This window comes from Ruegeria sp. AL7 (assembly GCF_056536105.1).
In genome coordinates, this window is sequence record NZ_JBQFJF010000001.1 from 2065058 (window position 1) to 2078548 (window position 13491).

12 protein-coding genes, 1 tRNA gene and 4 pseudogenes are annotated in these 13491 nt (G+C 55.1%); 9 read left to right on the forward strand and 8 right to left on the reverse strand.

From position 1 onward, the window contains the following. Positions 1–31: 31 nt before the first annotated feature. Together ACR3E2_RS10370 and ACR3E2_RS10375 are read left to right on the forward strand one after the other, a co-directional pair. The gene (locus ACR3E2_RS10370) at positions 32–793 is read left to right on the forward strand and encodes a DeoR/GlpR family DNA-binding transcription regulator (protein ID WP_480484923.1); all 762 of its coding nucleotides are present in this window, start codon (positions 32–34) and stop codon (positions 791–793) included. Between the two features lie 76 nt (positions 794–869). Continuing rightward, positions 870–2108 carry an NAD(P)/FAD-dependent oxidoreductase gene (locus tag ACR3E2_RS10375; RefSeq protein ID WP_480484924.1) on the forward strand — a complete coding sequence of 413 codons (1239 nt, stop codon included), beginning with the start codon at positions 870–872 and terminating at the stop codon, positions 2106–2108. Positions 2109–2147: 39 nt separating this feature from the next. On the opposite strand, the pseudogene ACR3E2_RS10380 reads toward ACR3E2_RS10375, so the two are convergent. Next, a pseudogene (locus ACR3E2_RS10380) lies at positions 2148–2231 on the reverse strand (transposase); the annotation flags it as partial. On the opposite strand from ACR3E2_RS10380, the pseudogene ACR3E2_RS10385 reads away from it, so the two are divergent. Together ACR3E2_RS10385 and ACR3E2_RS10390 are read left to right on the forward strand one after the other, a co-directional pair. Beyond that, positions 2225–2335: pseudogene (locus tag ACR3E2_RS10385) on the forward strand (tripartite tricarboxylate transporter permease); the annotation flags it as partial. The pseudogenes ACR3E2_RS10380 and ACR3E2_RS10385 sit on opposite strands and share 7 nt — an antisense overlap. Before the next feature lie 133 nt (positions 2336–2468). Beyond that, positions 2469–2612, forward strand: a pseudogene (locus tag ACR3E2_RS10390) (IS5/IS1182 family transposase); the annotation flags it as partial. A gap of 440 nt (positions 2613–3052) precedes the next feature. On the opposite strand, the gene ACR3E2_RS10395 reads toward ACR3E2_RS10390, so the two are convergent. Continuing rightward, positions 3053–4072, reverse strand: coding sequence for a hypothetical protein (locus tag ACR3E2_RS10395; RefSeq protein WP_480492725.1), 1020 nt, complete (start codon positions 4070–4072; stop codon positions 3053–3055). 65 nt (positions 4073–4137) lie between these two features. Here ACR3E2_RS10395 and ACR3E2_RS10400 point away from each other — a divergent pair. Continuing rightward, positions 4138–5482, forward strand: a pseudogene (locus ACR3E2_RS10400) (IS3 family transposase). Here the strand turns inward: ACR3E2_RS10400 and ACR3E2_RS10405 are convergent. From ACR3E2_RS10405 to ACR3E2_RS10425, 5 genes are all read right to left on the reverse strand, one after another. After that, on the reverse strand, positions 5427–6008 hold the full coding sequence (locus ACR3E2_RS10405; protein WP_480492727.1) for a DUF4062 domain-containing protein: 582 nt from the start codon (positions 6006–6008) through the stop codon (positions 5427–5429). The pseudogene ACR3E2_RS10400 and the gene ACR3E2_RS10405 overlap by 56 nt on opposite strands. 710 nt (positions 6009–6718) lie before the next feature. Then, positions 6719–6795 (reverse strand) — tRNA-Arg (locus tag ACR3E2_RS10410). A gap of 64 nt (positions 6796–6859) precedes the next feature. Further along, a complete protein-coding gene (locus ACR3E2_RS10415; RefSeq protein WP_480484751.1) occupies positions 6860–8242 on the reverse strand; it encodes an ATP-binding protein in 1383 nt (460 codons plus the stop codon). An 18-nt stretch (positions 8243–8260) separates the two neighbouring features. Further along, positions 8261–9679: a dihydrolipoyl dehydrogenase family protein gene (locus ACR3E2_RS10420; protein WP_480484752.1), complete on the reverse strand. Its 1419-nt coding sequence runs from the start codon at positions 9677–9679 to the stop codon at positions 8261–8263. Between the two features lie 3 nt (positions 9680–9682). After that, complete coding sequence (locus ACR3E2_RS10425) at positions 9683–10441, reverse strand: TVP38/TMEM64 family protein (RefSeq protein WP_267366121.1); 759 nt, start codon at positions 10439–10441, stop codon at positions 9683–9685. Between the two features lie 269 nt (positions 10442–10710). On the opposite strand from ACR3E2_RS10425, the gene rpmH reads away from it, so the two are divergent. The 3 genes from rpmH to yidD are packed head-to-tail and all read left to right on the forward strand — an operon-like array spanning position 10711 to position 11527. Then, positions 10711–10845 (forward strand): 50S ribosomal protein L34, encoded by a 135-nt coding sequence (rpmH, locus tag ACR3E2_RS10430; RefSeq protein ID WP_005980833.1) that lies wholly within the window; start codon positions 10711–10713, stop codon positions 10843–10845. Positions 10846–10871: 26 nt separating this feature from the next. Beyond that, complete coding sequence (gene rnpA / locus ACR3E2_RS10435) at positions 10872–11297, forward strand: ribonuclease P protein component (protein ID WP_267366122.1); 426 nt, start codon at positions 10872–10874, stop codon at positions 11295–11297. Next, the gene (yidD, locus tag ACR3E2_RS10440; RefSeq protein ID WP_480484753.1) at positions 11294–11527 is read left to right on the forward strand and encodes a membrane protein insertion efficiency factor YidD; all 234 of its coding nucleotides are present in this window, start codon (positions 11294–11296) and stop codon (positions 11525–11527) included. Before rnpA ends, yidD begins: the two co-directional genes overlap by 4 nt. On the opposite strand, the gene ACR3E2_RS10445 is transcribed toward yidD, so the two are convergent. After that, the gene (locus ACR3E2_RS10445) at positions 11524–12459 is read right to left on the reverse strand and encodes an alpha/beta fold hydrolase (RefSeq protein ID WP_480484754.1); all 936 of its coding nucleotides are present in this window, start codon (positions 12457–12459) and stop codon (positions 11524–11526) included. The genes yidD and ACR3E2_RS10445 overlap by 4 nt on opposite strands. Before the next feature lie 114 nt (positions 12460–12573). Here ACR3E2_RS10445 and ttcA point away from each other — a divergent pair, with 114 nt between their 5' ends. Then, complete coding sequence (gene ttcA / locus ACR3E2_RS10450) at positions 12574–13467, forward strand: tRNA 2-thiocytidine(32) synthetase TtcA (protein ID WP_480484755.1); 894 nt, start codon at positions 12574–12576, stop codon at positions 13465–13467. Positions 13468–13491: the final 24 nt, after the last annotated feature.

Genomic DNA, 13491 nt, shown 5'->3' on the forward strand with positions numbered 1-13491 from the left:
GCGTGTTTTTGATATCTGTTCGGACAGGAATTTGACCGCACGCGCAACCGAGCGGCGGAAACACATATCCGCCATGGTGGCCACATTGGGAGAGGTCAGCGTAGAGACATTGGCCCATGAGCTCGGTGCCTCGCCCGAGACTATACGCCGCGATCTATCGGTGCTGGAAGATGCCGGAAAGCTTTTGAAAATCCATGGGGGCGCAAAACAAGTCCCCCAGAATGATGAAGGCCCGTTCTACGCGCGCATGAAGGCCAATTTGGCGGAAAAGCGGGCCATCGCCGATAAGCTTTCCGCATGGTTGCAGGGCGATCAGATGGTCTTTTTGGACACGGGCTCGACAACACTTATTGCCGCCGAAGCGTTGGTCAGGAAAAACTCGTTAAAAATCGTCACGAATTCCCTGAAGATTGCCGGGCTTCTGGCCGCAAAACCTGACGGGCCCAAGGTTTTCATGCTTGGAGGCTGGGTTGAAGGCGATAATAGCGAAACCATTGGCAGCGCGACGGTCACGGAAATCAACCGTTTCAACGCCGATTACGCGATCATCACGGCCGGAACCATCTGTCCAAAAAGTGGGGTTTGCGATTTTAGTTTTGACGAAGCCGAAATTGCACGGGCGATGACACGCAAGGCAAATCGAACCGTCATATTGGCCGATGCGTCAAAGCTCGGGCGGCGTGCCGCCTATCCGGTATGTGCCTTGGCGGAAATCGACATTCTTATATCCAATGCTCTGCCAAGTGCAAAAATGCGTGATGCGCTGTCACAAGCCAGGGTTCAGGTGCTATGACCGGCGCGCCCGAACGCCTTCTTGCACCGCTGCTTCATCCCCGCACAGACCTATTCTCTCCCCTTTCGAGGTTCTAATGGACGTTTTTGATCATATCATTGTTGGCGGCGGTGTGATTGGCGCGTCAATCGCCTATCACTTGGCCTGCAAAGGCGCTGGAAAAATCCTGTTGCTAGAGCGCAATGAGCTTGCAAGCGCAGCATCAAGCCGGGCGGCAGGATTGCTTTTGCAAGCATCAACCAAGCCGGCAAATACACCAATGGCAAAGCAAACCATTGAAACCATACGTAAACTTGAAGACGAGCTGGGCGAAAACGCGGATTTTCATCAGGTCGGCTCGTTGCGTATTGCCGTGTCACAAGCGCGTGTGGCGGAGTTGCAGACCACGGCCAGGGATGCGCTGAAATGGGATATTCCGGTGCAATGGCCCAGCATTGCCGAAATTGGCGAAATGGTGCCGTGGTTGAATACCGATACCATCCTAAAGGCGGCCTTTATGCCTACCGATGGCTATATTGATCCTTATCTTCTGACGATGTTCTATATTCGGGCCGCGCGAGCGCGTGGGGTCGTGATCCGGCCGCGCACCAATGTGAAAGATGTTCTGCGCGACAAAGGAAGGGTTGTGGGTGTCTTGACCGATACCGATAGGATTGCCTGTCGCACCGTTATTGATGCCTGTGGCGCTTGGGCGGCCGTATTTTCGCAACACGCGGGTTTTCCCTTGCCCATGGCCCCGGTACGCAGCCATTATTGGATGACCGAACCCTCGGATATCTATGGCCTAGAACACCCGATAACGATCCTTGCCGATATTGGCGCCTATACACGCCCCGAAGTTGGGGGATTGGTCCTTGGCGTGCAAGAAACCCGTTCCGCAACATTTGACGCTCGCGCGCTGCCAGACGACCCTGCCACATTTTCGCCCACAAAAGGCGAAGAGCATTGGGATGTCCTTGCAGATGCCTATCAGGGCCTTGCGCAATTCTTCCCAGCAATCGAACATGCCGAATTTTCCCATTACATGGCCGGACTATCTTCATATACACCGGATGGAAAAATGCTGCTTGGACCTGTTCCAGAGATCTCTGGCCTTTATGCCGCGGCGGGCGCTTGCGGTCACGGCATCACGCTTTCCGCCGGAATAGGCGACGCGATCAGCGATTTGATCTTAGGGCAACAACCCGCTTTTGATATCGACCCTTTCCGCACGGATCGATTTGGTAAGGTAAACCCTTTTGAGGAAGCCTTTCAATTGCGCTGCGCCGCTGCCCGAGCCTCAAAAACCCGCGCCGATATAGCTAACCCGACATAAATTGATTCAAATTTTGTGCTTGAAGAGTTGTTCTGGTGATTGTCCTGTTTTCCGTCTTAAGGCTTTTACCTTTGCCCATTTTTGTTCGATTGGGTTGAGGTCTGGTGAGTATAGGGGAAGGTATCGCGGCGGCGGAATCTGCCAATAATGCTGACGTCGCGGCGACATTGATCCCAACCCTGACTTTAGGGGTCCCGGGAAACTCCGTGGCCGCCGTCATTATGGGCCTAACTGGCCTGAAGCTGTAAAATCGGACAGATTTTGGAACATTTGTGAACAAGGCTTGTCTTCTGAAGGGGCCTCGTTGCGTAAATCGCGTAAGGGATTCACTGTGTAAATCCAGCATGATAGCGTGAGGGCATGAGCAGTTGGGCCCCTACGAAGTACAAGACCACGAACTGGTCGGCTTACAATGAAACGCTGAAGCGACGAGGATCGCTGACTATCTGGTTCGATCCTGAAATGGTGTGGAAGCCTCCGCCGACCGGGAAGCGTGGGCGGCAAGGGATGCCTCGGATTGATGCAACCAGGCAAGTCAAAAAACGGAGCAGACCTTGAGGTAACCATTTATTCGCGCTCTCGAACCGCCTGCGAAACGGGTGAAAGACCGATTTTCCCGCGACCTGTTTCTCGTCCAAAGAAGCCTCGCCACGCTTGGCTCGAACGGCAGCTTTCGATGCTGAATTGAGGCGCTGAAGATAATGCGTCTGCAGTAATTTTCGTTCTGCGAGCGCACGCAGCACAGAAAACGAACTTACGGCTTGGGCTCGCCGCCGCCATTCTCTGCGGTTCGCACCGAATGGCGGTCAGAGCCCATAGCCGCCGTTAATCATGTCGCCTATCTCGCTCTTGCGGCAGGCCGCGAAAAGTGCGAACCGGACGTTCGCACGGAGATTCAATGATCGCGGTTATCTTGCGCGAAACACTTGAAATGCGTACCTCGGTTAGCGGCGACCTAACTCCTGAGACGCAATAGACTTGGCTGTATCGCGAGGCATGCTTACGCCCAAGTCCAGCCAATGAATACTATTGTAGTATCGATAACCATCATGCTCGGTGTAGGATTTGAGGAGAGATTTGAGACGTGTCTTTGAAAGGGATTGCGTGCACTTTAGCGCCACAACGGCACGACATTCATCGTCATCGTGGTCAAGCATTTGAAGCAGAATCTCATCATTCATTGAGGCAATGTCTTTCTTCTTTAATTGCTTCAACAACTCTCGACGTAACAACAGCTCCATATCCTCCGCTAAAAGGTCCGCAATGCGATCCTTTCCAATCGAAAGCATCGCAGCTGCTTTAAGCGGGAGTGCTTTAGGGGAACCAATGTTGAGAAGGCTGAGTGTTGGCGGTCGATAGTCAGTAATTGCCTTAATGCGGGCCAGGTCAGACCAGTCGCCGAATTTACCTAAGAACTCTATTGCGGACTCCGACATATTTATTTCGTGATCGTCCAAAACACGCCGAACTAGCTCTAGGTCTTGCTTTTGCTTAATGCCGCACAGAGCCTCCAGCGCAGCTGTCACAAGGCGCTTACGAAGGAACGGAATAAGTTTTTTTGATCCTTTAAAAGTTTCATTTTCGCTGCCAAGAATATCTTCAAGCTTGCTTAGGCGCGTATCAAAGTACTGCTCAAACCCATCTTGCAGCTCCCGGCGCATAGCTTGTTTCATCTTGGTTGTGTGTTCGCGAAACAGAACCAAGGCGGCTTCATCGTCGTATATTCCGCCTTCGTCGTAATTCTTCCGAAGTTCTCGGAAGTCCTTGGTTGCTAGAATAGCTAGTTTGTACCGATCCAGATGCTCATTGTCCGTTTCTGTGTTTACGAAGATCGATCCAAACCCTTGTTTCTTTTTGGTTATTGCGAGAGCCTTCTTTGCCAAATTGTCTTCCAAGGGAAAGCCTGCATCATGCAGTGCAAGTGCTGCGTAGTACCTGACCGTATGTCCGCCATCAGCACCCATGGAACAGACTAGGTTGATTGCGTAGCGGAGGATTTCAGGCTCATCGTAACCATCAGAGAGTGGAGATGAGAATGAAATCCGGGAAACAGAAAGCGTCAGCAGAGAGAGTTGTCAAAGACATCCGCAGGAAGACACGGCGCCAGCATTCGGCAGAGGAGAAGATCCGTATTGTGTTGGATGGGCTTCGTGGTGAAGACAGCATAGCGGAGCTGTGTCGCCGTGAAGGAATAGCTACGAGCCTGTATTACAGCTGGTCGAAAGAGTTCCTTGAGGCCGGTAAGAAGCGGTTGGCTGGCGATACCGCACGCCAGGCTACCAGCTCTGAGGTGAAGGATTTGAGAGCGGAATCGTCGGCGCTGAAAGAGGTAGTCGCCGACCTGACCCTTGAGAACCGGCTGCTCAAAAAGCATGTTCGAGGATGGGGAGACGACGAATGAGATATCCCGCATCCGAAAAGCTTGAGATCATCCGGCTGGTTGACGGTTCGCACCTGCCGATCAAACGCACACTGGAAAAGCTCGGCATTCCCAGAACGACCTTCTACCGCTGGTACGACAGGTATCTGTCTTTCGGCGAGGCCGGGCTTGAGGATCGCCATTCCCGGCCGGTAGGGTTTGGAACCGCATCCCCGACAAGGTGCGCAAGCAGATCGTGGAACTGGCTCTGGAAGAACCCGAGTTATCGCCCCGCGAGCTTGCGGTGCGGTTCACCGACACCAGGCGCTACTTCGTTTCTGAGGCCAGTGTTTACAGGCTTCTGAAGGCACAAGATCTGATCACTAGCCCAGCCTGCATCACCATCAAAGCGGCGGATGAATTCCATGAGAAGACTGTGCGGCCGAACCAGCTTTGGCAGACCGACTTCACCTATCTCAAAGTCATCGGTTGGGGCTGGTTCTACCTGTCTACGATCCTGGATGATTACAGCCGTTACGTTGTCTCTTGGCGCCTTTGCACCACGATGAAAGCTGACGATGTCACAGGAACGCTGGAAGACGCTTTGGCTGCATCAGGTTGTGACAGTGTCACCGTTGCCCACAAGCCCCGGCTGCTCAGCGACAACGGCAGCAGTTACATCTCTGGCGAGTTGGCGAAATGGCTGGATGAGCAGGGTATGGATCATGTTCGGGAGCGCCCAACCATCCGCAGACCAGGCAAGATTGAGCGATGGCATCAGACGATGAAGAACCGTGTCCTGCTGGAAAACTACTATCTGCCAGGAGCGCTCGAACAGGCCAACGGCGACTTCATCAATCACTACAACCACAACCGATACCACGAGAGCATCAGCAATCTGACACCCGCCGATGTCTATTTCGGTCGAGCCGAAACAATCCTCAGACGCAGAAAGGAAATCAAACACCAGACAATCCAGAAACGCCGCTTGCTGCATCATCAGAACGCGGCGTAGATTGAAACTGCGGCGAGCCTGATCCTCCTAAGCCAATCAAACGCTCGTGTTCCAAATCATTCGATGACGGACACAGTGCATCTTTTTTTGAGAAGCAATCCTCCTTGAACTCTAAGACACGCTGTAACGACGCGCCTGGATCGCGCTGCCTCTCAGGTGGTATCGCTTTGAAGTACACTGTTATATCTTGCATTTTTCCGGACTTGACATGCTCTTTGGCACGCTCAAATTCTTCTTCAAATCCTGAACTGAAGCGAGAGTTTCCAGTTGCTGTTGGCGAGCCCCAATGATCGAACATTACACCAATGAAATATTCACATCGATCCAACTCTTGGTTGATTAGAGCTTGCGGACGACCGCGCCCAGGCAATGTTTCTTCCCAGCCGACTGGATCTATCATGCACCCCCAGTGGCGGGAATGATCTCTATTTAACTCGTCAACAACATCGCGAAATGTTGAGCGTTCCGTTTCAAGCCCACTTGGGGAACCGATGAAAACTGAGATTAGTTGGATATTACCGTTCAACACGTCAACTTTGCTCTGAGATTTGGGCTATCGCCAAGAATATTATGCGTTTCCAAAGGTTAAGGCGCCAAGCGATGTTTGCAAAGATCGGTTTTAGACTTTTTGACGGCTTTTCCACCATTGGCGCACCTTTGAAAAGTCTGGTCTCTGCGCAAAGCTGCCTTTGGTCAGGCTCGATGTTGCAAGGGCAGCGAACGGCAGATGTGTGGCCGTCTATTACTTTTTGAATTTTGACAGAAGGGCTCAATCGCAAATGGCGGCAGGCCCTCTACCTCACCACTTTCTTTTCGTGGGCCAGCGGGATTTGGACAAGCCAAACGCCCTGGCCGTCAGGGTGAGGGCGCAGCCCTCCCCCTCGGGCAACCCCATTAGACAGGGCCGTGTCCTCGGCTGTGCCTGCGGGCCGCACCACCCCTGTCGAATAGCATTGCCTCGCCCCCTCCCGCGTTCGCCACGTGGCAGATTAGCAGGAACAGGCAGCTTCGCTGTCTGACCTACAAATCAGCTCTGATTTTCCGAAAGGGAAGTCAGATCAAACCACACTATCTGCGGGAATACGAAATGGCGGCGGCGTGTTAGCTGATGACACAAAGGTCAAATTCAACTGATGTCCAACATTGGGGGCGCCTTCTGATGTCGAACGTTCGCTGCTTTTCTGGTCCAACTATGAAGGTTGGGTCAGGTTCATGTGACGTTCAACAGGAAACCAGTGGCGGACCGAGGAGGATTCGAACCCCCGACCCCTTGATTCGTAGTCAAGTACTCTATCCAGCTGAGCTATCGGTCCGCGTTGGTGAGGCGCTGTTTAGACCTGTGGTCAAAGACGTGCAAGCCGATTCTTCAAAAAAAAATCAAAAAGTCATGTCTCCACGCGGAAGCCTGATTTCAAAGATCGTTCCATCGGGTCCGGTCTCCTTCAGTGTCAGGTTACCGCCATGCCCGCGCACCAGTTCCTGTGAGATTGCAAGGCCCAGGCCAGAGCCTCCTTTGCGGACCCCACCCTGAAACGGTGTGAACAGGTTTTCACGTGCTTTTGGCGGAAGACCCGGCCCGGTGTCGCGAATTTCAAGACACCAGGCATCCTGATATTCACACCCGACGATGGTGATGTGACCCGGCTTACCCGAGGCTTCCAACGCCTGTCTTGCGTTACGCACGAGGTTCATGATGACACGAAACAACTGCTCGGGGTCGGCGCGGGCGATCAGATCTTCCGGCACTTCGTTCACGATCTCGACGCAGCCCCCTGCGACCGCCAGCTGTTCGCTGGTGGCGACATCAGCCGCAATTGTCCGCAGGGGCACCATCGTCAAGGTGGGCGCAGGTTCTTCTGCACGGCCGAATGCCAATGTGCTTTCACACAGCGATACAGCACGGGTGATCGAATTCACCAACTTCGGAGCCATTCGCCGGACCAGCGGGTCATCACTGGATTCGATCCTGTCCGTGAACAGCTGCGCCGATGTCAGAATGTTGCGCAGGTCATGGCTGACCTTTGCAACCGCCCCACCCAGTTGCGCCAACCGCTCGCGCTGTTTGAGAGCCTGCGTCAGTTCCGTTTGCAGCATCTTCAGCGCTTCTTCCGCCTCGCGCAATTCTGTCACTCTGGAATTCGGAGAGATGATGCCGCGCGCATCTTCGGGTGCGCTGGCATAGCGCTGCATATATCCAACCACGCTTTTGATGGGCCGGACAAGAACCACGCGCACCGCAAGGAACAGTAAGGACGCCGTGATGATCGAGATGACAAAGGACAGCCCCAGAATGCGCAGGCCGTAATCAACCATCGCCATACGGAGGGGAGCGCTGTCGATGGTGACCTCGATCAGCAGTCCCGCGCCCTTGACCGGCTCGCCAATGATACGAATGACTTCATTTTCAGGTATGAATATCCGGCTCACCGCATCCCGGATCAAAATCCATGGACCGGCATCCCGTAGATCAAATGTTTTGGTGATTGCCTCTGGAATCGGAGACGACAGCATGAGTTGGCGGACTTCATCCCGACGCAACACAACGTTGTAGACACCGGCATTCGCCAGCAATTCCGCCTCAAGATCTTCGGCCAGCATATCATCTGCCAACAAAGCCAGCGATGCGATCTGAGCGCGTTCCAGACGGTTCAGTAGGAAATCCTCGCGGAACCGGGCTATCGACGGGACAAAGATCAGGATTTCGGCCAACATAACGAAGACCGTCGTCAGGATCAGAAATCGGCCCGACAGCGAGTTCAATTTACGCTCCTTTACAGGTCAGGGAATCCAACGCTGAACAAACCTGACCACACGTTTAACTGTCTGATTCTCAAACAGCCTTGGAGAGAAATAAGCGCCAGCAACGCGTTTGTTAAGCTCTCCGATTGTCGGATAGGGTGAAACCATAGCAGCGATCTGTCCCATCTTCAGATTATTGGCCAAAGCCAGCGACCACATGTTTATCAACTCGCCCGCCTGATGGCCCACAATCGTGGCGCCGACGGGCCTGCCCTTCACCACCATGACCTTTATGAACCCTTTGGTTTTGCGCTCGGCCAAAGCGCGGTCATTGTGGTGAAAATCAAAGCGCGCAACCTCCAGCCTGTCGCCATGCCGGTCGCGGGCCTGAGCTTCGGTCAGACCTACCTGTGCCAGTTCAGGATCGGTGAACGTTGCCCATGGGATATGCGCCGTTTTCGCCCTGGTGGGCAGGCCGAACAAGGCGGATCGAATGATGATACCCGCATGATACCCGGCAACATGGGTGAATTGCAGCCCCCCCACGACATCGCCAATCGCATAGACCCGGCGGTTTGACGTCCGCAAGCTGCCATCCGTCTTGATTCCGTTTCTGGTGCGGTCAATTCCCGCCGCAGTCAGTTTCAGACGCTCGATATTGGCTTTGCGCCCTGCGGCGATCAAAAGGTGAGAGCCCCGGTGAATATCGCCGTTCTCGGTCACGACCTCCACAACGCCATCCTTTCCGCGAATCTGGGCCACCACGGCGTTTTCGTGGATCACGACACCTTCACTGCGCAAAGCCTCCAGCACAACGGACGCGGCCTCGGGGTCGTCTTTGCCCAACGCCTTTTGCCCTTCAACGACTGTTACTTTACAGCCCAAACGGACATGAGCCTGCGCCATTTCCATACCCACAGGACCACCGCCAATGATCAGCAGGTGTTCCGGACGCTCGCGCAGGTCGAAGATGGTTTCGTTTGTTTGATAAGATACAGTGTCCAGACCAGGGATTGGCGGAACCATTGGCGACGACCCGGTCGCAATCACGATCCGGCGCGCGGTGATGACATGATCTCCGGCCTGCACTTTGGTCGGGGAGATAAAGCTGCCATATTCGCGGATCACCTGGACACCCAAACCTTCAAAGCGTTCCTGGCTGTCCATCGGTTCGATCTGGGCAATCACATCCCGCACATGATCCTTCGCCGCCGCATAGTCGATCTGAGGGTTTACATCGGCCACGCCAAACGCGGCGGAATGCGCCTGACCAAAGGCCGCTTTGCCGCTTGCGATCAGCGCTTTCGACGGGACGCAGCCGAAGTTCAGGCAGTCGCCGCCCATCTTGTGCCCTTCCAGAAGGATCACCTTCGCACCCATCTGGCTGGCACCGGCCGCAACCGATAACCCACCGGACCCGGCCCCAATGACCAGGATATCTGTCTTGAGGTGTTGCATGGGTCAGGCGTCCTTTCCGCCACGCAGGGACTTGATGACAATCGGCAAAGCAGCCAGCACACACAAGCCGACAATGGGGCCAATGACGAAGGGTTCCCACAACAAAGATACGTCCGGTGTTTCGCCACGGTCGAACACACCGCCCAGCCCAACGCCGATCCAGGTGTAAACGATACCCCCCGGAATAATGCCCAGCGCCGTCGTGATCAGAAAATTGCGAAATTTGACGCCCACCAGCGCAGGCACCAGATTGGCCACAAAGAACGGCACAACCGGGACAAGCCGCAGCAGGAACAGCACCGAGATTTCGTTCTCGCGCAACCTGTCTTTCAGCTTCCCAATCGTCCCCTTTGAAGCATCCAGCCGGGCCGTCAAAGCATTGCCCAACCCCCAGCGGGCAGCCAAAAAGATGGCCGATGCGCCAATAGTGGCCGAAAATACATTGAACACCGTTCCGGCAAACAGTCCAAACAGGAACCCACCTGTCATCGAGGCGACAGCAGCCCCGGGCAGCGAAAACGCGACGATTACGATATAGACGGCAACGAACCCGGCCACCATGGCCCAATAGTTTGCGTCCCGCCACGCCAGCAACGCTTCGCGGTTGTCGCGCAGGGTTTCGAAAGTCAGGTAATCACCCAGCGTGAAAAACCCCACCGCGGCGACACCGAGAATCACCAGCAAGGGGATATGACGCGCCAACCCGTTTCGTGGAGCGTGGCTTGTTTCGGACATCTGGCCTTCCGGTTCTTCTTGCTTCATCTTACGCCCAACATGCGCTGCTTGCGCTTTTGGCAACAGGGGGTTCACGGGGCCTTGATCTATGTGGCCGCGAACGTGACAGTTTCAGACGATAATCGACCGATTTGAAATCTTTTCTGCATCCGGTTTACAGAATTGTTGCAAAAGCCGCGAAAACCGGACCGTTGGGGTTTGACTTACACTTCGCTTGGCAGTAGAGGACGGGCTTCGAACACTAGGGCCAGGCGAATCCGCGCCGCACCCGACCGCTATAGATTGGAGACGGAGCGATGAAACGCACCTATCAGCCTTCGAACCTGGTTCGCAAACGCCGCCACGGTTTCCGCGCGCGCATGGCCACCAAAGCCGGCCGCAAGATCCTGAACGCACGCCGCGCCCGCGGCCGCAAATCGCTGAGCGCGTAAAACCGCCCACCGATCAGGGTATGAACATGACGCCGCCGGAGGCCCCTGAGGATGGTAAGAACCACCCCGGGAATACGCCCCCGGCGGCTTCTGTTTGTCTACCCACATCCCTGACGATCCTGAAAAAAAGAGCCGATTTCCTGAAAGCCGCCCGCGCGCGCAGGCAGGGAACGTCTTCGATGATGGTGCAGGCCCGCAGACGCGCTCCGGATGAAGCGGTGGGGCTGCGCGTTGGCTTTACCTGCTCAAAGAAAGTCGGCAACGCCGTGGCCCGCAATCGTGCCAAGCGCCGCCTGAGAGAAGTCGCACGGGCCGTCTTGCCTGTGTCTGGTCTTGAAGGTTGGGACTATGTGCTGATCGGGCGGGCTGATGTAACCGCCGATCTTCCTTATGACGTCCTGCTGAGCGACTTGCGGTATGCGCTTCGCAAAGTGCATGCGGATCGCAAATGACCTTTCTGTCCCATATCGTCGCCCTGCCCGTTCGCGCGTACCGGCTGATTTTCAGCCCCTGGGTTGGTTTCAACTGCCGCTATCAGCCCACATGCTCGGCCTATGCACTGGAAGCATTGGAAAAACATGGCGCGATCCGGGGATCGTGGCTGGCTGCACACCGGATATGCCGATGCCACCCCTGGGGCGGTGACGGTTACGATCCGGTGCCCGACAATTCCGACCCTTAAATCAACGCCAGGTTGCCGCGGTCGGTGAAGCTGCGGGTCGGAATGACCTCTCGGTCCAGTTTCCCCATCAACGTATGGTGCAAGTCTTCGAAAAACCGAGGCGAATCAAAATACCAATTGTGTGTCGCCGAAGGCCCATCCCCGTATTCATCGCGGGTATTCTTGAAATGGGACCCGCAATACAGATTGACCGCTTTCTCAGGCCGGTCGTTTGGCATTCCGACACGGCCCAGTCGGCGCGATACTCCGACACGCTTGACCTCTGAAATCGACAAAACCTCGTCAAAGGGGCTGTAATAGCATGTCAGCCTGGTACAACGTCGCATCAGAGAGGACGTCTTGGAACTGCCGTCACGGAACGATTTCGCGGATACATCCGCCGCGACAAACGCGATCTGACTGGTCATCCAGCTGTGTTGCGCGGTTTCATGGTCGTCATCGGCATAATCCATGGCTTCGCGCACCAAGAACGTGCCCATGGAATGCGCCAGAACATGGACGTTATACCGGCAATCCGCGGTCTGCATCCTGGACAGCCGCGTGATCCCGTGACTGAACAATTTTTCTGCCGCACGCCGCGCGTCAGCCCGGTCAACGTTATAGCCCAGAACCGATCCATCGCTTGGCCAATCATAGCTGATGACCACACCGTTAAAGCCATGCGCCTCGAGACCGGTGCGTATTTTGCGGTGACGTTCCAGCATCTGATATTGCTCGGTATTGAACCCGTGCACGAAGACGACAATATGCCCATTCTCGGTAGCCGTCGCCCCGGCTTCGGCCTGAATCCGGCTTATCCATTGAGACTGCGGTATTTCATGCTGCCGTGCCGGTTGCCCGACATTTCCCGGAATAGCCAGATATCGCGCGGCACCCATCTTGTTTGAATAGTGATCGCCGCTGCGGGCGCGGACCGAAAAGAAGTAGTCCATAATATACCTCCTGAAAAATACGCGCAGGGTAACACGGGTGCAACTACGCTCCAAACGCGGTTGATCCTGCTTCTACGCCTTGCCCGGGCCTTCGGTCCACTGTAACCACGGCGCATGTTTGATGATGCAGACGATATCCACCCCCTGTTTGCCGGCGCGCCCTCGACAACCGAGTTCAAGAAGCTGCGCAAACGTATTGTGCGCCAGACCCGTGAAGCGATCGAGCAATACGGGATGGTGGATCCGTCCGCCCACGACAAGGATGGCAAGCCACCCCGCTGGCTGGTCTGTCTTTCGGGTGGCAAGGACAGCTATACATTGCTGGCCGTTCTCTACGAGCTCAAATGGCGGGGCCTGTTGCCTGTCGATCTGCTGGCCTGCAATCTGGATCAGGGCCAGCCGGGCTTTCCGGCCACGGTCCTGCCCGAGTTTCTGGGTCGAATGGACGTACCGCATCGGGTCGAATATCAGGACACATATTCCGTTGTGATGGACAAGGTCCCGCAGGGCCGGACCTTTTGCGCCCTGTGTTCCCGTTTGCGCCGTGGCAACCTCTATCGCATCGCGCGCGAGGAGGGATGCTCGGCGGTCGTTCTGGGGCACCACCGCGACGATATCCTTGAGACGTTTTTTATGAACCTGTTCCACGGCGGTCGTCTTGCCACGATGCCGCCGAAACTGGTGAACGAAGAAGGCGATCTTTTTGTATTCCGCCCGCTCGCCCATGTCGCCGAAGCCGATTGCGAGAAATTTGCAAAGGCGATGCAATACCCGATCATTCCCTGTGACCTGTGCGGCAGTCAGGATGGGTTGCAGCGCCAGCAGGTCAAACAGATTCTGGATCAATGGGAAAAGAACAGCCCGGGTCGGCGACAGGTTATGTTCCGAGCGTTAACAAATGCGCGGCCATCGCACCTTCTGGATGGAAAGCTATTTGATTTCATTAACCTTTCGCTAAATTCCAACGAAAATTCCGGGAATTTGGAAGAGATTCCGCTTCTGCGTTAACGACTGACTCAGACTGGTTTCATA

Excerpts from the sequence above, each read along its gene's own strand:
- ACR3E2_RS10375 (WP_480484924.1), top strand. The coding sequence starts at position 870 with ATGGACGTTTTTGATCATATCATTGTTGGCGGCGGTGTGATTGGCGCG.
- ACR3E2_RS10395 (WP_480492725.1), bottom strand. The coding sequence starts at position 4,072 with ATGGGTGCTGATGGCGGACATACGGTCAGGTACTACGCAGCACTTGCA.
- ACR3E2_RS10420 (WP_480484752.1), bottom strand. The coding sequence starts at position 9,679 with ATGCAACACCTCAAGACAGATATCCTGGTCATTGGGGCCGGGTCCGGT.
- ACR3E2_RS10425 (WP_267366121.1), bottom strand. The coding sequence starts at position 10,441 with ATGAAGCAAGAAGAACCGGAAGGCCAGATGTCCGAAACAAGCCACGCT.
- rpmH (WP_005980833.1), top strand. The coding sequence starts at position 10,711 with ATGAAACGCACCTATCAGCCTTCGAACCTGGTTCGCAAACGCCGCCAC.
- rnpA (WP_267366122.1), top strand. The coding sequence starts at position 10,872 with ATGACGCCGCCGGAGGCCCCTGAGGATGGTAAGAACCACCCCGGGAAT.
- yidD (WP_480484753.1), top strand. The coding sequence starts at position 11,294 with ATGACCTTTCTGTCCCATATCGTCGCCCTGCCCGTTCGCGCGTACCGG.
- ACR3E2_RS10445 (WP_480484754.1), bottom strand. The coding sequence starts at position 12,459 with ATGGACTACTTCTTTTCGGTCCGCGCCCGCAGCGGCGATCACTATTCA.
- ttcA (WP_480484755.1), top strand. The coding sequence starts at position 12,574 with ATGTTTGATGATGCAGACGATATCCACCCCCTGTTTGCCGGCGCGCCC.